Origin of the sequence: Flammeovirga sp. MY04 (assembly GCF_001682195.2) — a bacterium.
GTDB lineage: Bacteria > Bacteroidota > Bacteroidia > Cytophagales > Flammeovirgaceae > Flammeovirga > Flammeovirga yaeyamensis.
In genome coordinates this window covers 4190849-4214121 of sequence record NZ_CP003560.2, presented here as the reverse complement: position 1 = coordinate 4214121, position 23273 = coordinate 4190849, and the positions used below count along the sequence as shown (strand labels likewise).

The 23273-nt window shown below is 36.2% G+C and carries 14 protein-coding genes; 5 read left to right on the top strand and 9 right to left on the bottom strand.

The window, feature by feature from the left end:
• Positions 1 to 6 precede the first annotated feature (6 nt).
• The 4 genes from MY04_RS16770 to MY04_RS16755 all read right to left on the bottom strand — a co-directional run bounded on the left by MY04_RS16770 (position 7) and on the right by MY04_RS16755 (position 9659).
• Positions 7 to 3165 (bottom strand): SusC/RagA family TonB-linked outer membrane protein, encoded by a 3159-nt coding sequence (locus tag MY04_RS16770; RefSeq protein ID WP_066211531.1) that lies wholly within the window; start codon positions 3163 to 3165, stop codon positions 7 to 9.
• Between the two features lie 410 nt (positions 3166 to 3575).
• Positions 3576 to 5027 (bottom strand): SusD/RagB family nutrient-binding outer membrane lipoprotein, encoded by a 1452-nt coding sequence (locus MY04_RS16765; RefSeq protein ID WP_066211528.1) that lies wholly within the window; start codon positions 5025 to 5027, stop codon positions 3576 to 3578.
• Between the two features lie 9 nt (positions 5028 to 5036).
• Complete coding sequence (locus MY04_RS16760) at positions 5037 to 8216, bottom strand: SusC/RagA family TonB-linked outer membrane protein (RefSeq protein ID WP_066211526.1); 3180 nt, start codon at positions 8214 to 8216, stop codon at positions 5037 to 5039.
• A gap of 561 nt (positions 8217 to 8777) precedes the next feature.
• Positions 8778 to 9659, bottom strand: coding sequence for a TIGR01777 family oxidoreductase (locus MY04_RS16755; RefSeq protein ID WP_066211523.1), 882 nt, complete (start codon positions 9657 to 9659; stop codon positions 8778 to 8780).
• 137 nt (positions 9660 to 9796) lie between these two features.
• Here MY04_RS16755 and MY04_RS16750 point away from each other — a divergent pair, with 137 nt between their 5' ends.
• From MY04_RS16750 to MY04_RS16740, 3 genes are all read left to right on the top strand, one after another.
• Positions 9797 to 12784, top strand: a complete 2988-nt coding sequence (locus MY04_RS16750) for an amidohydrolase family protein (RefSeq protein WP_066211520.1) — start codon at positions 9797 to 9799, stop codon at positions 12782 to 12784.
• A gap of 7 nt (positions 12785 to 12791) precedes the next feature.
• Positions 12792 to 14084, top strand: coding sequence for an amidohydrolase family protein (locus MY04_RS16745; RefSeq protein ID WP_066211515.1), 1293 nt, complete (start codon positions 12792 to 12794; stop codon positions 14082 to 14084).
• Between the two features lie 188 nt (positions 14085 to 14272).
• Positions 14273 to 15052, top strand: coding sequence for an alpha/beta hydrolase (locus MY04_RS16740; RefSeq protein WP_066211513.1), 780 nt, complete (start codon positions 14273 to 14275; stop codon positions 15050 to 15052).
• Here the strand turns inward: MY04_RS16740 and MY04_RS16735 are convergent.
• The 5 genes from MY04_RS16735 to MY04_RS16715 form a co-directional block, all read right to left on the bottom strand.
• Positions 15049 to 15873, bottom strand: a complete 825-nt coding sequence (locus tag MY04_RS16735; protein ID WP_066211510.1) for a hypothetical protein — start codon at positions 15871 to 15873, stop codon at positions 15049 to 15051. The genes MY04_RS16740 and MY04_RS16735 overlap by 4 nt on opposite strands.
• Positions 15874 to 16247: 374 nt before the next feature.
• Positions 16248 to 17009 carry a triose-phosphate isomerase gene (gene tpiA / locus MY04_RS16730; protein ID WP_066211507.1) on the bottom strand — a complete coding sequence of 254 codons (762 nt, stop codon included), beginning with the start codon at positions 17007 to 17009 and terminating at the stop codon, positions 16248 to 16250.
• Between the two features lie 692 nt (positions 17010 to 17701).
• Positions 17702 to 18304, bottom strand: a complete 603-nt coding sequence (locus tag MY04_RS16725) for an outer membrane beta-barrel protein (protein ID WP_066211505.1) — start codon at positions 18302 to 18304, stop codon at positions 17702 to 17704.
• Between the two features lie 2 nt (positions 18305 to 18306).
• Complete coding sequence (locus MY04_RS16720) at positions 18307 to 18963, bottom strand: DUF4136 domain-containing protein (protein ID WP_066211502.1); 657 nt, start codon at positions 18961 to 18963, stop codon at positions 18307 to 18309.
• A 494-nt stretch (positions 18964 to 19457) separates the two neighbouring features.
• Complete coding sequence (locus MY04_RS16715; protein ID WP_084005933.1) at positions 19458 to 22169, bottom strand: family 14 glycosylhydrolase; 2712 nt, start codon at positions 22167 to 22169, stop codon at positions 19458 to 19460.
• Positions 22170 to 22529: 360 nt separating this feature from the next.
• Between MY04_RS16715 and MY04_RS16710 the strand changes: the two genes are divergently transcribed.
• Entirely contained in the window at positions 22530 to 22919 is a 390-nt protein-coding gene (locus MY04_RS16710; protein ID WP_066211498.1) for a hypothetical protein, read from the top strand.
• A gap of 33 nt (positions 22920 to 22952) precedes the next feature.
• A complete protein-coding gene (locus MY04_RS16705; RefSeq protein ID WP_066211496.1) occupies positions 22953 to 23168 on the top strand; it encodes a hypothetical protein in 216 nt (71 codons plus the stop codon).
• Positions 23169 to 23273: the final 105 nt, after the last annotated feature.

Genomic DNA, 23273 nt, shown 5'->3' with positions numbered 1-23273 from the left:
GTCTAATTAGAATGTTAAGTCAACACCAAAACCAAAGCTCGAAGTGTTTGGCATAGAGAATCTCTCGAAAGATCCACCCATGTTGTTGTTACCTTGAGACGATTCTGGGTCAAAGTTTGGAAGTTTAGACCACAATAAGATGTTACGAGCAAAAGCTGATAATCTAACACCTGTTGTTCCATTAAATACTTTCTCAGGGAAACGGTAACCAATAGCCAATTCTCTTAACTTAAGGAAAGAGTTATCATAGATAAACGACTCATTGATATTGTTTTCTCTGTTATAAAGATCTTGGTGAGAAGCTGATCCTCCAGGTCCGATAACGATATCGTTAGGAGTACCATCTTGTTTCACACCGTTGTAGATAATGTCCTGATCTCTATTTGCTGTTCTAGCAGAAACACCGTAAACATCCATCAAACCGTTTGTACCTGAGTACATTTCTCCACCATGTTTCCAATCAAATACAGCAGATAAACTCCAGTTTTTGTACTGAAGGTTAGTACTGAAACCTAAGATGAAGTCAGGAGTAACATCACCGATAATTCCTTCTTCACCTACCATAGGAAGGCCGTTATCGTCTACTACCACGTTACCATGATCGTCTCTTAAGTAAGTCGTACCATAGATTACTGGGTAAGCAAATCCTTCAGCAGCTCTTACTTGAGGAGTTACGAAACCACCCAAGAAAATTGATTCAACACCTGGAGCCAATTCTTGAACTACAGAAACAATTTTCGAGTAGTTGAATTGCATATCCCATCTCAAGTTCTTCTTCTCGATTGGAACAATCGTTAAGTTGATCTCATGAGCATCAGTATTTAAACGACCACCATTCGTTAACTTTCTAGAGTAACCTGTTGATGCAGCCAAAGGCACTTCAAAAATTTGGTCTCTAACATCTTGGTGAGAGTAAGTATATGAGAATACAATTCTATCGTTGAATAAACCTAAGTCAGCACCCACCTCGTAAGAAGTCGTATTTTGAGGCTTCAAGTTGGGATCGTAAAGAGTACCAAATCTGTTGAAACCTGTAATACCATTCATTGGGTAGTTGATTGGGTATTCAGCAGACCACCATCCACCAGAATACGATGGGATTTGGTAATAGTCTTCGAAGTACTCACCTGCCTGACCTACCTGAGCAAATGATGCTCTCACTTTTAACAATGATACATTGTGTGCATCATCCATAAAATCCATTTCACTCAACACCAATGATGTTGAAATAGAAGGATAGAAGAATGATCTATTATTTCTTGGCATCGTCGATACATAATCGTTACGACCTGTTGCCGTTAAGAAGAAAATTTGATCGTATGAATACGTTAAGCTACCGAAGAAACCAACTGTTCTCGTCATACGTTGGTTCTCGTTCATCGATTGAACTTGAGTGTTTGTGATGTGTTTCCATCCACCACCGTTGAAGTTCGCACCATATTGATCGTATGTCTTTTTCGTTTGATCGTTCAATTCGTTACCCAAAATTGCTGTGATCTTACTTTTTGGAGTCATGTCCCAGTTAAAGTTCACAGTGGCTAATGAGTTCAATGTATTATTTGATACACCATAGTTGTTGATAGATCCACCTCCTGCACCATTGATGATACCTCTTGAACCATATTCAAAAATGTCTTGGTAATGTGAAGAATAAGTATCAATACCCAATTGATATTTCACACGGATATCCATGTTGTGTCTCAATTGTGTTTCGTACTGCAAGTATGCATTACCATAGAAACGATCTGTTCTTTCATTAAATACGTTATGTTCTGCCGCCCAGTAAGGGTTAGGGAATGTCAACGATCTGTAGTAAATCTGATCGTATGGATCGTTTGGATTCGCTGTAGGAATTCCTTTCAAGTTATATGATGTTGGTGCAGCATAAACACCTGCTAAAGCTGCATCGTTACCACCAGAAAGTTTATCGATTTCTGATTGCACATAGTTCGCCGAAGCACCCGCTGAGAAGTTTTCGTTCAAAGTAGCGTCAAATCTTGCTTTAGCGTTCCATCTTTCCATACCAGTACCTGGTGCAATACCCGATTGGTTCACATTGGACATACCCACACTGTAGTTCACATTTTCCGTTGATTGGCTAATGTTCGCCGAAGTATTTACTGTATGACCTGTTTGAAAGTAATCTCCAAAGTTATCGTAAGTGCCTGGAGTTACCCATGGGTTCATTCCCGCTTTTTCTAATTGAGGAACGAAGTATTTACCATCATGACCTTGACCGTTACCACCATATGTAGGATCGTTTGGAAGATCTGAAATTTTTGGACCCCATGCCATTGATTGGTTAGGATCGAAACGACCACCTGAACCTTGAGCATAAGTTGTTTGGAATTCTGGAGATCTCGAAACTACATCAAATGATGTACTGTTAGAGATGTTCACCACAGGCTTAGAGTTTTTAGATCCTTTACCTGATTTTGTATTGATGATAATCACACCGTTTGATGCTCTAATACCATAAAGGGCTGCTGCAGCTTGACCCTTCAATACGTTGATGCTTTCGATATCGTTTGGATCGATATCCACTGCTCTGTTAGCAACGTCAGTACCTGTTACTGATGAACCTGTTGAGAAGTCTGGATTTGAAGCGATTGGCATACCATCGATTACATACAATGGAGCATTATTTCCTGTGAAAGATCTCGCACCACGAATGTTGATTTGTGTCGATGCACCAGGCATACCCGAAGAAGGCTTAATGTCAACACCAGAAACTTTACCTTGAAGAGCACCTGCTAAACCAGGGTTACCTGCTTGTTGTAAGTTATCTGCTTTTACCTCTTGGTAAGCATAACCGATAGATTTCTTATCGGCTTGCTGTCCCATTGCAGTAACAACTACTTCTTCTAGTTGTTCAACATCTTGTTGTAAGTCGATATTAATGACTGACTGAGTTCCAACCTCTACTTCTTGAGAGTTATAACCAACAAAAGAGAAAATAACGACATCGTTACTGCTCGCTTGAATAGCGAAATCTCCATCAATGCCTGTAATAGCTCCTTTTGTTGTTCCTTTAACCAAAACGGTTACACCCGGTAATGGTTCTCCGTTCTCAGATACTACACCTGTAACGGTTCTGTCTTGAGAAAAAGCACTAGTTACTGAAAACAGCAACAGTACCAAAAAAGGTAATAAATGTTTGTTCATAAACAGTGGTTTTAGTTAGAGTACGCTCCTAATATTATTTAGCAAATGATAGTTACATTTCAGTAGGAGCTTCAATAACAAATTGGTTTTAAATAATTGATAAAATGCCTTGGTTAGTTATAATTTTCGCAAGTATCAAGCTTAAATATTCAAAATGTTCAAAAAAAAGTTGCAATAAGATTGTTAACCACATCAAACAAAAGTGCTAACTCATTCTAAATCAAATCAATATTATTTCATTTTAACTTATTGAATATCAGTTTGTTATATTTAAATAATTTTAAGGATGTAATTTTAATATTGTTTAAATATTAACATTAATATTATGCTGTTTATTAATCAAACTAAAAAAGCATTGGATTTTCATCCAATGCTTTCAAAATCAAATAGTAATATCTAAAAACTCAAGATTAATTAGGACTTGCCCACCAAACAGGATCGGTGTAGACAAATTGACCATTGTCTTTCTCTTGTGCTTTTCTAACATTTTCATTGTTGTTTACATCATCAGCACCATACGTAAATCGCAATGGGAACTTCGCTGGTTGAGGGTTTAAAAGCTCAATGTAATCGTCCTCTCCCATTGCTTGCATTCTTCTGTAATCTGCATACGCTTCTAGAGGTTCTACAATGTAAAATGCTACATATTTTTCTTTAAGAATGTACTTTGCATCAAATGCTTCACCGTCAATTGCTGTGAGATAAGCTGTAATATCAGCAGCGTCAATTTTAGCAGCAGTCATTGCTGCTGTAATCGCTGCTTGAGCAAGAGTTTTTCCTGTACCCGCACCTTTTCGTTCAGTAGCTTCTGCTTCTAAGAACTTCAACTCATGGTAACTCATTAGATAAGTAGTTTGAACGGGATCTTGGAAATAAGACGAGATACCGTATCTACCTTGAATTTGATCTGGTGTACCATTAGGAGCAAATTCAGGATTTACCTGATCTGTTGCATCTGGGTGAGGAACAAAGTATTTCGCTTTTCGAGGATCTGCAGCATTCATATTCAAAGAGTCTAAACTTTTACTCGATCCATACATATCTCTTTGAGTGAATAGTAGATAGAAAGGGTTAAATGATGTTGCTCCATTGTAAGTATACTTTGCCTCTTCATCTGCAGAAGCAAAAGACAAACCTACATTTGTAAGTACATCATCATAAGTTGCTTTTCCTTTATGCACCAAACGCATTGCATATCTCGCTTTTAAGCCATAGGCAAACTTTGTCCAATATTCTGTAGGATCGGTTTGAAGACCATAAATTACATCTTGTGCACCTAAAGCTGCGAAATTCGATGTTTTTGCAAGGTTTGCAATACCATCATCCAATAATTGATCGACCGCCTCATAAATACTCTCTTGAGTATCTAAGTTTGGTCTCAAGAATTGTGTTGGATCTAAAGCTTCTGTCCAAGGCACATCACCACAAGCATCTGTTACCACTGCTAAATTATAGGCCATTAATACTTGAGCAATTCCCAAAGTATGGTAGTTTCCATCTTCTGATCCACCTGGAGAACATTTTCCAATAACATCTCTAAGGTTTCTCATTGTAGTATAAGAAGCCACCCAAGCATTATTGTAGGTTGTCGCTGAAGTTACAGATGCATCATTACGTGTTTCTGTATTGTAAAGTTGATTAAATACACCCACTTGATGTTCGATAAAAACAGAAGCATAAATTGCATAATCGCCATTGGCTACTGATACTACAGAACTGTTCATTGCATCTGTAATAATCAGCCTTGAAGGCACTTCAGTAGGGTTATTGGGGTTCTTATTGATTTCATCCATTATATCTTCAGTACATGAAGCAAGGATGGTCCCTAACATCAATAAAATTATATATTTTAGTTTTTTCATTTTATCCAATTAGAAAGTGATATCAACACCAAAACCAAAGCTATTCGTGTTAGGCATAGAGAATCGTTCGAACGAACCTGCCATGTTTGTGTTACCTTGAGATGACTCTGGGTCGAAGTTTGGTAATTCTGTCCAAATCAAAATGTTTCTTGCAAATGCAGATAAACCAAGAGTGGTTGTTCCTTTAATTAATTTCTTAGGGAACTTGTAGCCTAACGATAACTCTCTTAATTTGATGAAAGAGTTTTCATAAATGTATGCCTCATCGATGTTACCTTCGATATCAGAATATAAATACTGATAAGCTTGTGGGTCATTAGCACCACCTCTTACAATATTGTTTTTAGAGCCATCTGCTAAATAACCATCATAAACGAAAGTAGATGTTCTGTCTTCTGTTACTTTAGATACACCGTACAAGTTGTTCAAACCATTTGATCCAGAATACATCTCTCCACCTTGTTTCCATTCGAAAGTTGCTCCCAACGACCAGTTTTTGTAATTAAATGTATTGGTAAAACCAAGAATAAAGTCAGGGTTTACATCTCCAATAATTCCAGCAGGACCTGGCTTAGGCATACCTCTGTATGGGCTATTAGGATCTTCTTCTACTAAGATTCTACCTTCATCATCTCTTAAGAATGTAGAACCATAAATTACAGGATAAGTGTACCCTGCCGCTGCTCTCACCTGAGGAGTTACGAAACCACCTAAGAAGATACTTTCAACACCATCAGCTAATTTATCTACCTTCGATACAATTCTTGAGAAGTTCAAGTTGATTAACCAACTGAAGTTTTGAGTCTCTACAGGAATCGCTGTTAAAATCACCTCATGTGCATCCGTATGTAATTCGCCACCGTTGGTATATAATTCAGAGAAACCAGTTGATGCCGCTAATGGTACTGCGAAAATCTGGTCTGTTACATTCTGTCTTGAATAAGTATAGCTTAATGTGATTCGATCATTTAAGAATCCTAAATCTGCACCCACCTCATAAGAAGCTGTGTTTTGAGGCTTCAAGTTAGGATCATTGATTTGTTGAAATCTCGTAAATGAGTTCACATTATTGTTGTTGATATTCAATGGGTATTGAATCGGATATGGATTTGACCACCATCCGCCAGCGTAAGATGGCGTTTGATAATAGTTATCCAAGTAATCTCCTGCTTGACCTACTTGAGCGAATGAAGCTCTTACTTTCAATAATGATACTTTATCTAAATTATCCATAAAGTCCATTTCGCTTACCACCCAAGAAGCTGATATTGAAGGATAGAAGAATGATCTATTACCTCTTGGCATATTAGAAACGTAATCGTTTCTACCTGTTACCGTAAGGTACAACATCGATCTATATGAGTAAGTTAAGGAAGCAAAGAAACCTACAGTTCTAGTATCTCTTTGATTTTCATTGGCTGTAATTACATTGGTATTTGTAATGTGTTTCCAACCACCAAAGTTGAAAGCATTACCGTTTTGCTCATAGGTCTTTTTTCTAGTGTCGTTAACCTCATTACCTAAAATAGCTTGGAACTTTGATTCAGAAGAAATATCCCAGTTAAAGTTCAATGTAGTTAATGAGTTGATCACATTATTGGTTACCCCATAATTCGACATATAACCTGCACCAGCTCTATGACCATATTCAAAAATGTCTTGGTAGTGAGTAGTGTAAGCATCCACCCCTAACTGATACTTGAATCGGATATCCATGTTGTCTTTAATATCCGTTTCATATTGAATGTAGGCATTACCATAAAAACGATTTGTACTTTCTGTAAACTCGTTATTTCTGGCTGCCCAATAAGGGTTATCAAATGTAGGAGAACGGTAGTAGATCTGAGAGAATTGATCTTCCGGTTCAGCATCAGGAATACCTTTCAAATCGTAAGATGTTGGAGCAGCGTAAACACCTGCGAGAGAGGCATCATTACCTGCCGATAATTTATCGATGGTTGTTGTTACATAATTGGCACTTACACCTGTTGTGAAATGTTCATTTAATGTGGCATCGAATTTACCTTTGGCATTCCAACGATTCATACCCGTGCTTGGAGCAATACCTTGCTGTGTAGCATTCGATAAACCTACACTATAATTGGCATGTTCTGTAGCTTGACTCACACTTGCTGAAGTATTAATGGTATAACCTGTTCTAAAATAATCTCCAAAGTTATCGTAAGTAGCAGGTGCTACCCAAGGATCGAGTCCTGCTCTTTCTCTCTGAGATACTCTATATAAACCGGGTCTACCTTGTGAGTTACCACCATAAGTGGGGTCATCTGGCAAATCAGATACTAGAGGTCCCCAAGCCATTGATGAACCTTGAGCATGTGCTCCATTAAAACCTTGTGCATAAGTAGTTTGATATTCTGGTTTTCTAGATACTCTTTCAAAACTGGTAAAGTTGGCAATTCTTACTACAGGTCTTCCTCCTTTTTGTCCTTTACCACTTTTAGTATTGATGATGATTACTCCATTTGATGCTCGAATACCATAAAGTGCGGCGGCTGCCTGACCTTTCAGGATATTGATACTTTCAATATCGTTCGGATCAATATCAACTGCTCTGTTAGAAATATCGGCACCCGATACAGAGTTACCTGTACTAAAATCTGGATTTGAAGCGATTGGCATACCATCAATCACATATAAAGGTGCATTGTTTCCTGTAAACGATCGAGCACCACGAATATTAATCTGAGTTGATGCTCCAGGCATACCGGAAGATGGTTTGATATCCACCCCTGAGATTTTACCCTGCATTGCTCCAGCTAAGCCGGAATTACCTGTACGAGTTAAATCTTCTGTTTCTACTCCTTGTACAGCATAACCAAGAGATTTTTTGTCTTGTTGCTGTCCTAGGGCAGTGACTACCACTTCATCTAACTCTTCGGCATCTACTTCCATTCCTACACTAATATTGGATTGTGTACCTACTGGAATGGTTTGAGTTTTATAGCCTACAAAGCTAAATGTTAGGGAAGCTCCTTCCGGAACTGAAAGTGAGAATTTGCCGTCTAAATCTGTAATTGTACCATTTGATGTTCCAGATACAATTACTGTTACCCCCGGCAGAGGGTCTGATCCGTCAGCTACCGTACCAGTTACTGTACGTTCTTGGGCATAGGTTGTTCCCCACAAGAAAGCGAGTAGCGACACAAACAGTAAAATGTGCTTTTTCATATAAAATAGAATAATAAAATAGTTATTTAAGGCATAGGTGTTCCAATAAAATATTACAGATCATGATGATTAGTAATAACCATTTAAGGTGATACAGATAGGATTGGAACATAGTAAACAATGAAAGAGTGAATAGTAATGAGTATTTTGTTTATTTATGTCTTTCAGTTAATGTTTACGAGCAATTGAAGTTACCTATTACCTTCATGAAGAATTGAAATAGTAAATCATTTATTTAATTGATATTCTTGAGTTAGTACGACTTAGAAACAATAATTAGTGACCAAGTAGCTATTTATTTACGATTGAAAATAGAGTACTTTCAAAACCTCATTTTATACATTATTTATGATCATACAGAATTAAAATGAGTAAGAAAGTTGTAGACTCATTAAAATTAAGGATTTATTGATAAATAAACTGATTATCAGTTAATTAAATAAAAATACTAATAATCTAAATTAGAATTCTACAAAAAATTGGGAATAAAAAAATGAACTATAACTAAATACAGTTCATTTATCTTAGAATAATTCAAAATATGCCTATTGAATCTTCTATCTATATATTCTTTGAGACCACTTCTTTGATTGTATTTTCATGAAATTGATAACCAAATTCTTTCTCAGAAATTACTTTGCTACTATTCAAAACCAAAGCAGCACTTTCTCCTAACATTACTTTTAATATAAACTCAGGCACATTCGGCATAAACAATGGCTTATTGATACTTTCCGCAAGTTGCTTTGTCATTTCTGCATTAGTAATTGGTTTAGATACAACAGCATTAAACACTCCTTCTACTTTATTATCCAATGCATGAATAAACATATTTGACAAATCGTTTAAACTAATCCAAGACATCCACTGATTTCCTGATCCAATTGCTGAGCCAACACACATCTTTATGGGGGCAAGAATTTTGGGTAAGGCTCCTCCTTTCTGAGTAAGCACTACTCCTATTCTTAGCTTTACTAATCGTGCTACAGTAGACTTATTTTGTTCGTCTTCCCATTTTTTAACCACATTAGCAAGGAAATCATGACCGTATTTAGAACTTTCGGTAAAAGATTCGTTTTGAGTATCTCCATAAATTCCCACAGCAGATGCACAAACCATTACTTTAGGTGGATTTTCTAACTTACCTATATATTTATTCAAAAGTCTTGTTGATAGAACACGGCTATTCAAAATTTCTTTTTTAGCAGCATCCGTCCACCTTCCTTCACCAACACTTTTTCCAGCAAGATGAATGACTGCATCTACACCATCAAATGCTTTTTTGTTGATGTATCCCTCTTTTAAGTCCCATTTGTATCTTTTGATTTGAGAATTGAGGTCTTCTTTTCTACTTAACCACACTACTTCATCACCTCTTTTTAATAGTTTTAAGGATATATCTTTTCCAACTAGTCCTGAACCTCCGGTTATTAAAATTTTCATGGTATTCTATGTATTTTTATCAAATCCATATCAGTTATTGATATCAAAACAAATTATGGACACAAATGTTTGATCAAGGAATCTATCTTACTAAGTTAGAGGTATTAATTTAACAAACATCCAATTCAATTCAACTGATGTCAAAACTCCATTATTTACTCTTATCATTTTTGGTATGGAGTAATGTTATTTTCTCACAAGAAACTTTTACCATCAACGGTATAAAGGATCATCGAAATTTGCATTACGCATTTACTCATGCCACTGTTCATGTCTCTCCTCAGCAAACCATCGAAAATGCCACTTTAGTCATTAAAGAAGGTAAAGTTGTTTCTGTAACCAAAGGCGGTGATGTCCCTAAAGGAGCCGCAGAAATTAATGTAGAAGGTAAACACATTTACCCTTCATTTATTGATGCTCACTCTAGCTACGGAATGCCAGAAATTAAAAGAGGTAGTTTCTGGACGTTTTCAGAACCTGAAAAAATCGGTTCTCAAAATCCGAAGGCCTACAATGCCAACGACGCAATTCATGCAAATACTTCTGCTGCCGAGTTATTTAAAGCAGATGATAGTAAAGCTGAATCCATGCGATCGATTGGTTTTGGTACGGCACTTACTTTCCAACCTGATGGCGTATCAAGAGGTACTTCTGCGTTGGTGACTTACGGTAAAGGAAAAGCCAACGATTTAATTTTAAAATCGGAAGTCGGTGCTCATTATGCTTTTGATAAAGGTTCTTCTAAGCAGATGTACCCTGTAAGTACAATGGGTTACGTGGCTTTATTAAGACAAACGTATTATGATGCAGATTGGTATGCGAAAGGCGGTAATCAAACATTTACTGACCTTACATTAGAAGCATTCAATAGAACGCAATCCCTTCCACAATTCTTTGATGCCAACGATGTATTCGATATTCTTCGTGCTTCTAAAGTGGCTAAAGAATTTAATAAGCAATACATCTATGTGGGGAATGGAGATGAATATCAAAACCTTCCTGCATTAAAAGAATTATCTAGTCCTTTGGTAATTCCTGTGGATTATCCTCAAGCATTGAATGTAAAAGATCCATTGGATGCTAGAAATGCTAGTTATGCCGATTTGAAACACTGGGAGTTGGCAGCATCCAACTTAAAAATGTTAGCTGATGAGGACATCAAGTTCTCTATTACGGCAAGTAAACTAGAGAAAACTTCTGATTTCCTAACGAATTTAAGATTGGCAGTAAAGAGAGGTTTATCAGAAGAAAAGGCTTTGGCCGCTTTAACGACTGTTCCTGCTGCTTTTGTAAAGGAAGAAAGTCGTTTGGGTACTTTGGAACAAGGTAAAATGGCCAACTTTATCATCACTTCAGAGAATATTTTTGAGAAAGGAGATGTGTTGGAAAACTGGATCAAAGGAAAAAGATTTGTCATCAAGTCTTGGAATAAAAATGATGTTAGAGGTGAATATCAATTGGCTATTAATGATCAGAAGTATTCTTTGGAAATTAAGGGAGACGATCTGGAATCATTGAAATATGCCATCAAAAAAGATTCTACAAAACTGACGACCAATGCTAGTCTTCAGAACGATTTAATCACCATCACTTTCACTCAAGATACCACTAAAACAGCGGATAGAATTCGTTTATCAGGATGGATAGATCAAGAAGGTAACTTTAAAGGTGAAGGTAAGGATGCCAAAAACCAATGGATTTCTTGGAGTGCGGTGAAAAAAGGTGATGTCGAAACTTCATCAAAAGAAAAGAAAAAAGAGGATGATGTAGACGAAATAGGCACTGTAGTCTATCCGTTTACGGCTTATGGTGATACTGATATCGCACAGCAAGAAACTCTATTGATTAAGAACGCTACGGTTTGGACCAATGAAACAGATGGTATTCTTGAAAATACAGACGTTTTAGTAAAAGACGGCAAAATAGCCAAAATAGGTAAAGATCTTAAGGCTGGTAAAAAGACCAAAGTAATTGATGGTACTGGCAAGCATCTTACTGCCGGAATTGTCGATGAACACTCGCATATCGCTTTATTCTCAGTAAACGATGTTGCAGTGATGTCGTCTATGGTTAGAATGGAGGATGTCATTAACCCCAACGATGTACATATGTATCGTCAGTTAGCGGGTGGTGTGACTTCCGCTCAATTGTTGCACGGTTCGGCCAATCCGGTAGGTGGACAATCGGCGATTATCAAATTGAGATGGGGTAAAACGAACCCTCAAGATTTATTATTCGAAGGAGCAGATCCGTTCATCAAATTTGCTTTGGGTGAGAATGTAAAACGTTCTTCATGGCCCATGTCTCATCGTTTCCCTCAAACTAGAATGGGTGTAGAAGCGGTATATATGGATGGCTTCAGCAGAGCGAAAAAATACAGAGAAGATATGAATAGCTTCGATGGCAATGGTGTTCCTCCAAGAAAAGATTTGCAATTGGAAGCATTAGCAGAGATTATCAATAAAGAGCGTTTCATTTCTTGTCACTCTTACGTGCAATCGGAAATCAACATGCTGATGCACGTAGCAGATGATTTCGATTTCAACATCAATACGTTCACACATATTCTTGAAGGTTATAAAGTAGCCGATAAAATGAAAGCACACGGTGTGGGAGCATCGACTTTCTCTGATTGGTGGATGTACAAATTCGAGGTGTATGAAGCAATTCCTCAAAATGCAGCATTGATGACGAATCAAGGAGTGACTGTAGCAATTAATTCTGATGATGCAGAAATGGGCCGTCGTTTAAATCAAGAAGCCTCTAAGTCGGTTAAATATGCTGACATGTCTGAAGAAGAAGCCTTGAAGATGGTCACTTTAAACCCAGCAAAACTACTTCATATCGATGATCAAGTGGGTTCTATTAAAGTTGGCAAATCAGCTGATATTGTATTGTGGACGGATCATCCTTTATCGGTTTATGCGAAATCGGCTTACACTATTATTGATGGCACAGTGTACTTCTCATTGGAAAAAGACAAGGAATTACGTCAGAAAATGAGTGAGGACCGTAACCGATTAATTCAGAAAATGCAGGTAGCGGAGAAGAATGGAGCGAAAGTGAAAGACATTGCTCCTAAAATCAATCATCATATGCACTGTGATCATTTAAACCTTGACTAATACAACAATGAAAACATTGAATAAAATTATAGCAATCAATTTTGTTTTGTGGATGATTTCAGGCTTGGCTTTTGGTCAAGTACCTACACCTGCAAAACCTCAATCTTCTCCTATCCTTATTAAAGGGGCAACACTTCACGATGGAAAAGGTAAAGTGATAGAAAATAGTGTAGTGGCTTTTTCAGATGGAAAAATCACTTATGTGGGCGATAACTTTTCTGAAGAGGGTTATCAAGTCATCAATGCCACTGGGAAACATATTTATCCTGGAGCTATTTTACCTACATCACAACTAGGTTTAGTAGAAATTGAAGCTGTTTCCGCTTCAAGAGATGATTATGAAACAAGCTATGTAAATACAGAAGTGAGGTCTGTTGTGGCTTACAATACCGATTCTCACGTAATTCCAACGGTGAGATCAAACGGTATTTTGATTGAACAAGTGATCCCTGCCGGTGGTGTGTTCTCTGGAAGATCGTCTATTGTTCAATTGGATGCTTGGAATTGGGAAGAAGCGATCATCAAAGAAAATGATGGACAGTATTTGAACTGGCCTTCAAAATACAGACAACCTTCCTGGACAAGTCCCGATAAAGGAGTGAAACCAAATAAAAAGTACGCTGAAAGAGTAAAATTTATCCGTCAGGTTTTGATGGATGGATTGGCTTATTCTCAAGCAGAAAAACAAGAGGTACCTAACTTTCCATTAGAAGCCTTAAAGGGAATTTTCACAGGAGATGAAACATTATTTATACGTGTAAATGATGCCAAGTCAATTATCGAAGCCATCAAATTAGGTCAAGAATTTAAAGTAAAAAAGATGGTGGTTGTCGGTGGAGACGATGCTTGGATTGTTGCCGATTTCCTAAAATCGAACAATATTCCAGTACTTTTATCAGATGTTCATAGTTTACCTAATCTAGAACACGATGATGTCGACCTTCCTTTCAAACGTGCTCAGCTACTCAACGAGGCAGGTGTAAAAGTAGGATTAACCCACAGTTCTGTATCCAACGCTAGAAACTTACCTTTCTATGCGGGTACATGTGTCGCCTATGGAGTTGATAAAGAAGATGCCTTAAAAATGATTACTTCATACACTGCAGAAATCTTAGGTATCGACCAAAACTATGGGTCCCTAGAAAAAGGAAAGTCTGCTACCCTCATCATCACAAAAGGCGACTTCCTAGACATGAGAAACAGCGTCGTTGAACATGCCTTTATCGATGGTCGTAAAATCGATCTGAACGATAAGCATAAGATGTTGTATGAGAAATTTAGAGGGAAGTATGAGAATTAGGAGTTAGGAGTTAGGAACTAGGAGTTAGGAGTTAGGAGTTAGGAGTTAGGAGTTAGGAGTTAGGAGTTAAGGTAATCTAAAATATTTTATATCAATTATTTTGATAAAATATTCTGTTAAATTGTAGTCAGTTTAGCAGAATATTTTAAACTCCTAATTTCTAGTTCCTAACTCCTACCTTTTATATCATGATCCACATCTCCCCACAAGAAAAGAAGCACAAAAACCCCATCATCTTGATTCATGGTGCCTTGTTTAATGGGAAACTATGGGAAGGCAACTTTCTGGATTATTTTCCGGAACAAGGGTACGAGACGTATTCGATTAACCTGAGTGGTCATGGGCAAGAGGCAAACAAGTTGTTGTTGAACTTTTATGGTATCGACGACTTTGTTGATGATGTGGTGAATTTAATTACTTCTTTGGAGGAAAAGCCGATTCTTTTTGGGTATTCTATGGGTGGAATTGTGGCACAGTTAGTCGCTCAAAAGGTAAGTTTGCATAAAGTGGTTTTGTTGGCTTCAGTACCTCCTTATGGCATGTTGAATTCCTCTTTTAAATATTGGACAAAAAGCCCTTTGAGTTGGGGGAAGTTTATGGCTTCGACAGTATTTCCTATCCTTAAATATGTGGATTCTGATGCTCCTGAGGGTATTTATCATACAGCACCTTCGAAGCGTGTGCAACGCTTTATTGGACAAAACATGCAATCAGAGTCTTTGCGTGCTTTGGTGGAATTAATCATCAGAGATTTTAAAATTGATCCAAAGAATATTGAGCTACCAATGATACATATTGGCTTTAAGAGTGATCAGATTATTTTTCCTGAAGAGGTCAAAAGAACTGCTTCATTTTATGGTCATGAAGTGAGAATATTTGATGAAATGGCCCATATGTTTATGTATGAACCACGCTGGAAAGAAGTAGCAGAATTTATATCAAAATGGCTACTTGATGATAATGACTAGTTAAACTGATTATTATAGAACTCAACCAATTGTCTTAATCCATCCTTGGATTTATAATAGGTATCCATGGTTCTCATGAATTCTTTAATTTCTTCTTCACGGCCTATAAAATCTTTTACTATAACTTTTTTCTTCTTATCTGTAGATATTATTTCTCCCGCCTGTGAAAGTAAATATAATTTTTCTCTAAGCTGAAAAGAATAATACACATCTTTATTGTTCAGATTATAACCTCCATAACGTTGACGTTGTAATTCATTTTGCTCTTTATTCATGCTGCTATAAACATGGGCTGTTTTCAATAAATATGGATAGGCCAATACTCCCATCTTTCCTTCTCCTCCAGCCACTAATTCGTAAATACCAATAGCAGGAACTCCCTCTCTTGTAAATTGATCGCCATTCACAAAATGATAAATTGAAGTGGAAGTCACATTTTCATTACTATCATCGATGAAAGTGATGGAAAATTCTTTTACTTCACTTACCTCAACGACATTGATAGTGGTGTCCAACATCTCTAAGCCACCATACATTTGTTGTAACTTAATCTCTTGGTATTCAATCTGATCATGTTCCAAATCAAATAATAAAGGCACTTGCTTTTTTACTTTTCCATTCTTGAAAACGATATTACCCATCATCCAATTTTCAAAATAAAAAACAGAACTATCTCTTTGGATTTCGCCTTGTTTTTCAATTTCATCTTGTGCTTCGGTAATTAATGTTTTTTCCTTTTTCTTCTTTTTTGTTTTTTGAGCAAAAACTGTAGAAGAAACTAAAGTAAATAGTAGTAGAATATAAAGAGGAAGACGTTTCATAACAGTTAATTATGTTGATTCAATATACTTATTGATGTCTATATTAGTAACCTTACTTTGACTTAAAATGTTATTCACAATCAAGATCAGTGCGTAAGTTTTTATCTAATATTCAACACCTGTTAGTTTTTTATTTTCTGGTTTAATGTTGTTTACATGAAAATACTAAAATACATAGTCGATAAAAAATAATTGGATAATTAGAAGGACAATTGGTTAAATACCACCCAAAAAAAGGTTATTTGATGTTGATTATCATAGAGTAAAATAAAAGGGTTGCCTAAAATAATAGACAACCCTTTGTAGCTTAATGAAAACCATTAAGCGAATATTCATGATATATCAAAATTGCTCCAAGGCAAATTTTAATTCAATTAGTATGATTTAGAGATATCGATGAAATCTCTAGATGCTAAAGAAGCACCACCGATCAAACCACCGTCAACGTCTGGCTGAGCGAAAAGCTCTTGTGCGTTGCTTGGCTTAGCAGAACCACCGTAAAGGATTGGAGTAGCGTCTGCCACTTCTTGTCCGTATTTGGCAGCGATCATGTCACGGATATCTTTGTGCATTTCTTGTGCTTGTGCAGAAGTAGCTGTTTTACCAGTACCGATAGCCCAAACTGGCTCGTATGCTAAAACTACTTTACCGAAGTCCTCAGCAGAAAGGTGGAAAATACCTTCTGATAATTGCTTCTCTACAACAGCTTTTTGAGTACCAGCCTCACGCTCTTCTAATACTTCACCAAAACAGAAGATTGGCAACATACCGTTAGCAATAACTGCATCAGTTTTAGTAGCCAACATTTCGTTTGACTCACCAAAGTACTCACGACGCTCAGAGTGACCCAAGATCACGTAGTCGATACCGTAAGAAGCTAATTGTTGTGCAGAAATTTCGCCAGTGTAAGCACCTTTTGGCTCTGTGTAACAGTTTTGAGCACCAACAAAAACGTTTGCAGCGTCACCGATTAATGATTTAACCTTGCTTAAGTGAATAAAAGGAGTACACATGATAACTTTTACGTCAGATGGAGTTTCATCTTTCGCCATGTTTACTACTTCTGATGCTAAAATTTCAGCTTCTTCTTTATTCAGGTTCATTTTCCAGTTACCTGCTACGATTTTTTGTCTCATAGTTATAAATTCTTTTTGAATGTATATAATTTAAAAGTCGAGTGCGAATATACTACCCTAATAATGCTTACAAAATGAGTTTCGTCATAGTGTATCAGCAAGTTGAGTATTTAACACCTTATTTATTTGATAATAGATATGAATAAAATGTATTGTTTTCCAAATTTTGGAAAATGTGTTTCATTTTGAAACTATTTATTTTTTGGCACGATCAAAAAAATGCCCTATCTATATCAAAATCAACGATTAGTAAATATTTACAACTAGTGGCACAGTTCGTGGATATTAGATATTGGGTAAAGAATCATAGGTTAGTCACCTATTGTATGGCATGATACACCAGTAACATTAACCAGCTGTGGAAAAACACTTGAATTATTTTCAAGTGTTTTTTTTATGCACAATGGTTTAGCAATAATAACCCACAAAAAAACAGATACTACAAAGTATCTGTCTTTCCTAACAACTAACTATTACTATTATCTAATTACCTAATCATAATATATCTAACGGTATTGATTTATAGAGTTTTATCAAATTCTATCTAAAAACTATTAGATTCTAATTCTTAATCATTTACTTCTCATCAATCATAGAAAAAACTTCAAGACACAAAAAAGCAGTCAATTAACAACCGACTGCTTAGAAATCACTATTATATAACCTTTCTTCAACAAATGAAGTATTAAATTTTAGAACCCAAAGGCAATACCAATATTAAATTGCCAAATTCCCATTGGATCGTACCCAGAACCTCCTACCGAATAATTATATTTCACATTCGAAAGGAAGGAAATACCACTATCACCCAGAGGAGCCAAAATACCTACTTCTGGAGCCATAGAAAATGCCCAATATTGGTCCGTCACCAAAACACTTCCTATCCGATTACTGAAATACTGGCCAGAAGCACCAATTCCTAATCCAACATAAGGCCTAATACCTCCTCTTTCTCCAAAATAGTAATGTGCAGTAGCATAAGTGGTCATCATATCAAAATCCCTATATTCTTGTCCAGAAATTGCTCCCTGTTCCCCATAATAGGTTTGGTATCCGTTGGACTGATTAAAGGTGTTCAAACCGAAGCTCATACCCACCGACCAATTATCATTTAGAAATTTTCGGTATTCTATATTCCCTCCTTGGAAGGAAGTACCTGATACAAAATCACTCATTCCGGTAGATGGAGTAGCTATACTGTAAGTCACCCCAATTAAGTTATCTTCTTGAGCATAAGTGGTGATGCCAATGAATAACATCAAAAGCATCAAATAATATTTTTTGATTGTGTTCATGACTATTTCGATTGAATGTAAGGTGATTGAATAAACATCTGTTGTATGCCGTCTTCTACACGTGTTTTATCATCTATAGTATTAAATTGAGTACCATTTATGATTCCTTGCCATAACACTGGAATCTTCTCATCTCCACCCTCTTGAATATGTGCTCTGTTATCTACTATTTCTAAAATCACAGAACCTTGAGAAAAAGTATACACTCCAGAAACAGGGTAACCATAATAAGGAGGGTATCCGTACCATCCCCAATAGTTCCACCAATAACCACCCCAGTAATCGTACATATTCCAAGTACCTACATAAGTTACTTCTACCCCATAAGGTAAAACCACAAGATCGGCTTCTTCTCCTGTATTAGGTTCTACATACTGATACCCTGCCATTTCCATCTGAGATTTGGCTTCGGCAAGGATCACTTCATCCAACGGATTAACCACTGGATTACTAACAGAATCCTGTCCTGGATGTGTTACATAATTTGGCATACTAAAGGTTTTGGCTGTACCAAACTGATCTGACATATTCGGTTCATATTTAGTCACAACAGTATCATAGTCAGAAATTTGACTTGGCTGATCATCCTGATTACTACAGCTGAAAAGAGTAAAGCTGCCCAAGGAGATCGCAACGAGTGTTTTGATAATTTTTTTCATGTCGTTTTCTCTTGATTTAAGAAGATAAACGACATTTAATCTGTATGCTTTTTATAAATTCTGTTCGTTTTCTATCAAATACTGTTTTTCTTTCGTATTCTTGGAACCATTTATTATTTGATATTCATATAGTTAATACCAAATAAAAAAACACTGCCTGATTCAACATCAAACAGTGTTTTTAATTTATGTCGTAAAAAAGATAATATTGGAAATTAACTCATATGTATTAGAAATACTTAAAATTCACCCTTACCTCTTACCTTTTACTTCTTACCTAAATCCCCGTTACCAGGAATGAATTCCTAGGCTTTCGATACTTTCATTATTTTCATATTTAAAAACCGAGGTCGGGAGACCTCTAACGTTTTTAGGTACAAATGTCGCTATCGCTTAACATTTGCACCATTTACTTCTTCCCTCTTACTTCTTACTTTAAAACGAGCGTCAACTCAACCAACTCCTACCTCCTAACTCCTAATTCCTAACTAGACTTATCTTAATCGATTAATCAAATCTGCATATTTTTCAATAGCAAAGTTGTTATCTGAGAAAAGGTTTTGCATTCTAAGAATGGTAATACCAGAGTAACTTGTATTCGATCTTGTCAAAGCTTTCTCGATTTGTTCCCAACCCGTCTCAGAAAATAATTCATGGAATAGGGCATTCTCACCCATTACCTGAATTTCTAATTCTTTAGCGGAATTACTGAACCACATCACTAAGTCCTCGGCTCTAGAATAACCTTCCCAGTCTTTGTTTACTTTTTCTAAACATGTAAAGTGAAGTACGATTCTATCTTTAAAGTCTTTGTCGATTATCTTCTTCAACATATCCTTGTATTCTCCTCTATCTACAGCTCCAATACCTGGGTAAGGAGCAATAAGGCCAGCAGTTATTTCTGCTACCCTAGGCAGGTTTGGATCGGAGATATTCCAGTGGATACCTGGCATTTTAAAACCTATTGGTGTTGTTCTGAAGTCATCATCGTTAAAGATATCCATTGCTTCACGAAGGACACGATTACCATGATCTGCAAGACTTTGGTTGTACCAGTTAAAGAAGTCAATACCAATTCTTGATTTCGAATAGTTGTTATTTTTAAACAACTCTTCAGCATCTGGCATTTGGATATCAGACACATCTTTGTATTGTGTTTGCCACAATTCATTTACATAATCAAGGTTTCGGTAAGCTTTTAGAATGTACCTTTGGAAATCTTCTTTTGCTAGTCTACTGTAGCATTGTAAAGTTCCTCGGTTAGGATAATCACCCCAATCGTGCGCATTGTAAGAAGGATATCTTAACTCACCTGCAGGTCCAAGACTGATATTAATTTCGTCGGTCATCCAAGCATACTTGCTATAACGCTGCTTGAAAGCCTCCATAAAGCGTTTATAATAAGGAAGTACAAACGTATCTGCCCATAAAGACACGTATTCAACACTTACATCTCCTGTTTCAGAAACATATTGTAAGTCTTCGATAGTCTCTAAAGTAGGATTTTCTTCCACTAGTTTACCCCATAACCATAATGGGATCATCTGAGTAAAATCGTCGTTTACATTACCTCCTGCTTGGTGGAATGATAAAATTGGCACCCAGTTCAAGCCTTTCGACTCGATAAGTTTTACCATATTATCGTAGTAACTCCAATCGAATACATTCGAAGTCGTTCCTTCTACTAATCCCCACCAAATATCTATAGAAACCGAACTTACTCCGATTTCTCTCATTTTATCTAATTGTTTAGAAACTGTTTGCCAGTCTCTATCTTCTAAAAGTCGACGAGCATTGTGAGTTTTCACGTGAAGTGGTCCCATTACTCTAAACGACTTTTGTTTTCTTTCGATGTAGCCGTCTCTGTCTCTAATTTTAGAGATTAATTCTTGCAAACGAGCACTACCAGTGGAGATCTTATCAAATATTGATTTTAGGTTATTGACAATAAAACCATTTACATTCGGCTGTTTCAATATCCACATTGCAGCATTGTCCCAAATTAAATGGGAGTTGATTCCTTCAACACTTTCATTTTCAAAGAAAAACTGTGCTTTTTGGGTATCAGCAAATTCAAGAATACTTTTTACTTTCCCTGCAAAAGAAGAATCGACCTTATATTCTTTTCTACTTTTTGTAGGAATAATAAAGCCAAGACGTTTATCATCAATTCCATTTCCTAGAGATGATAAAGTATGGTGATAGGCTGCTTTATGATCTCTTTCATCACTAATTGCAATAATACCTGCACCCACCTCGGTCTGACTCGACATATTTTTTAAGTTCTTCTCTGCATAAGCAATTGGAAGTCTTAAACACAATAAACTTTTCTCGTACCCATTGGCAGAGAAAGCCGATTGCAAAATATGTAACCCTCTATTTCCATGTCTAATTAGGCACTCATTGTACCATTTTGTGACATCATTTCCGTATTTGGTATCGTTATATTTTCTTGATTGAAGAACATCATTGCTTTTGAAAACTTCGAACAAATGTTCTCTATTATTTACTTCAATCCCCCAAGCATCACCTGCCTCACCGTAAGAATGATAATTAGTTCTTACAAACTCATCCCAGCTATCTAAGGCTGTAGACGAATAGCACTGCATATTTCTTCTAGGGAAAGAGCACTCATTAATAGGGTAACTCAACTCTCCTTGAGGTGCAGTAGAAATAATAAATTTACAGAAGTGATTGGCTTTGTCTTGGAAATGATTTTTGAAGGAATGAATTAAACCTTCATAGTAAGGCATGACATAATGATCTGCCCAAAGAGATACTGCATCTTGCGTACTACCTCCCGCTTTATTTACATATTTAAGCTGACTTAAGTACTTTATTTCATGATGATCGGCCATTAGTTTACCCCAAAGCCAATCGGGTAATGTACATAAGAAGTTTTGCTCATAGTTGTTGATCATATGGAAATTAAACTCCACAGCCAACTCTAATTCATACCCAACTAAGGTATCTATAAGACTACGGTAATACGACCAATCGTATTGAATATAATGTCCCGGATCATCTGATGCTTTTCCCTCTCCTTCGACTAATTTCCAAAGAATGGGAACCAAAACTTTTTTGACACCAATTTTTTTTGCTCTCACAATCCACTTTTCGAGCTCACTCCAATCGGGAGCTATTTGAGAGAAGCAAGTGTCAGTTTCTAGAATTGAATAAGGCAATCGGATTTCAAATGACTTCATAAACAATATAAGATGATGCTATCGTGTTTTCTACTTGATTAGACGGTGTAAAATTATCTAAACCAAGCTTTTTAGTTTTTAATGCAAACAAATATAGGGAAGAAATGATATGATTTTCATGAATACTATTAATCTCAATAATTTCAACCGTTTGCAGTGATGAAAATTAGTAATTGTTCATTTTTCACGGTGAAAATCAGTTGAAATATTAATTTCTTGATATAAAATTTCGATATTTTTATTCGATTATCAAATGATCTCTTAACAAGATCTAATTTGCTATGTATTTATTTGATAATCAAGTAAATTTAATGCAACAATTTCTTTACCAAATACCCTTTTCATCATTTCACCTAATAAATGATGAAGATTCTTTATCCAACAATCATGAAACTACATACAAGCATACTGACTTTAGTTATGTCATTTTTCCTGAGCATAAATGTCTTTGGAAACGAACCATATTACAAAAATGTCCAATCTAAATATCTAAAAGAGGAGATGCATATTGGCATTGGAGGCGATTTTAATAAGGATTTACCTACAGTGAGTAATACTTTTCTCTTAGAAAAAGAGTTAACTGTTGCCGGCATCAAGGTGTTGGTTTACAAAAATGAAGACACCCAAAACCTTTTGGTATTTACTGAAGGATTCCAACAAAAGTATGGATGGGTAGTTTTACATCATACCGAGTCAGACAAATTGGGAGTAGTAATACAAGAACTTATTCTCAATATATACAATGCATAAACCTAAATAATAATCAAACTTTAATTACCCATCATGAAAAACCTATTTACATTTATCTTGATTAACTTCTTTTTGCTGGTCGTCATCTGCATGTTTTCAACGACAACCAAAACCACTAATGTTACAACCGAAGTATCGAAGGAAAATCAAATTGAAAATGCGAGTGTAAGCACTGAAAACACTTTGGATCAACATCAAATTGAGAGTGAAGAAAAACTGTCGATGAATATCAAAAAGATAGATCTGTAGACGTAGTTGGGATAAAATGAGGGTTGGATTCTTCATTTTTATACTCATCCATCATTTTTTTTACTTAAAGAACCTTATTATCAACAGATAGTTATTGTGAATCAA

Coding starts and splice junctions, on each gene's coding strand:
- MY04_RS16770 (WP_066211531.1), bottom strand. CDS start 3,165: ATGAACAAACATTTATTACCTTTTTTGGTACTGTTGCTGTTTTCAGTA.
- MY04_RS16765 (WP_066211528.1), bottom strand. CDS start 5,027: ATGAAAAAACTAAAATATATAATTTTATTGATGTTAGGGACCATCCTT.
- MY04_RS16760 (WP_066211526.1), bottom strand. CDS start 8,216: ATGAAAAAGCACATTTTACTGTTTGTGTCGCTACTCGCTTTCTTGTGG.
- MY04_RS16755 (WP_066211523.1), bottom strand. CDS start 9,659: ATGAAAATTTTAATAACCGGAGGTTCAGGACTAGTTGGAAAAGATATA.
- MY04_RS16750 (WP_066211520.1), top strand. CDS start 9,797: ATGTCAAAACTCCATTATTTACTCTTATCATTTTTGGTATGGAGTAAT.
- MY04_RS16745 (WP_066211515.1), top strand. CDS start 12,792: ATGAAAACATTGAATAAAATTATAGCAATCAATTTTGTTTTGTGGATG.
- MY04_RS16740 (WP_066211513.1), top strand. CDS start 14,273: ATGATCCACATCTCCCCACAAGAAAAGAAGCACAAAAACCCCATCATC.
- MY04_RS16735 (WP_066211510.1), bottom strand. CDS start 15,873: ATGAAACGTCTTCCTCTTTATATTCTACTACTATTTACTTTAGTTTCT.
- tpiA (WP_066211507.1), bottom strand. CDS start 17,009: ATGAGACAAAAAATCGTAGCAGGTAACTGGAAAATGAACCTGAATAAA.
- MY04_RS16725 (WP_066211505.1), bottom strand. CDS start 18,304: ATGAACACAATCAAAAAATATTATTTGATGCTTTTGATGTTATTCATT.
- MY04_RS16720 (WP_066211502.1), bottom strand. CDS start 18,963: ATGAAAAAAATTATCAAAACACTCGTTGCGATCTCCTTGGGCAGCTTT.
- MY04_RS16715 (WP_084005933.1), bottom strand. CDS start 22,169: ATGAAGTCATTTGAAATCCGATTGCCTTATTCAATTCTAGAAACTGAC.
- MY04_RS16710 (WP_066211498.1), top strand. CDS start 22,530: ATGATGAAGATTCTTTATCCAACAATCATGAAACTACATACAAGCATA.
- MY04_RS16705 (WP_066211496.1), top strand. CDS start 22,953: ATGAAAAACCTATTTACATTTATCTTGATTAACTTCTTTTTGCTGGTC.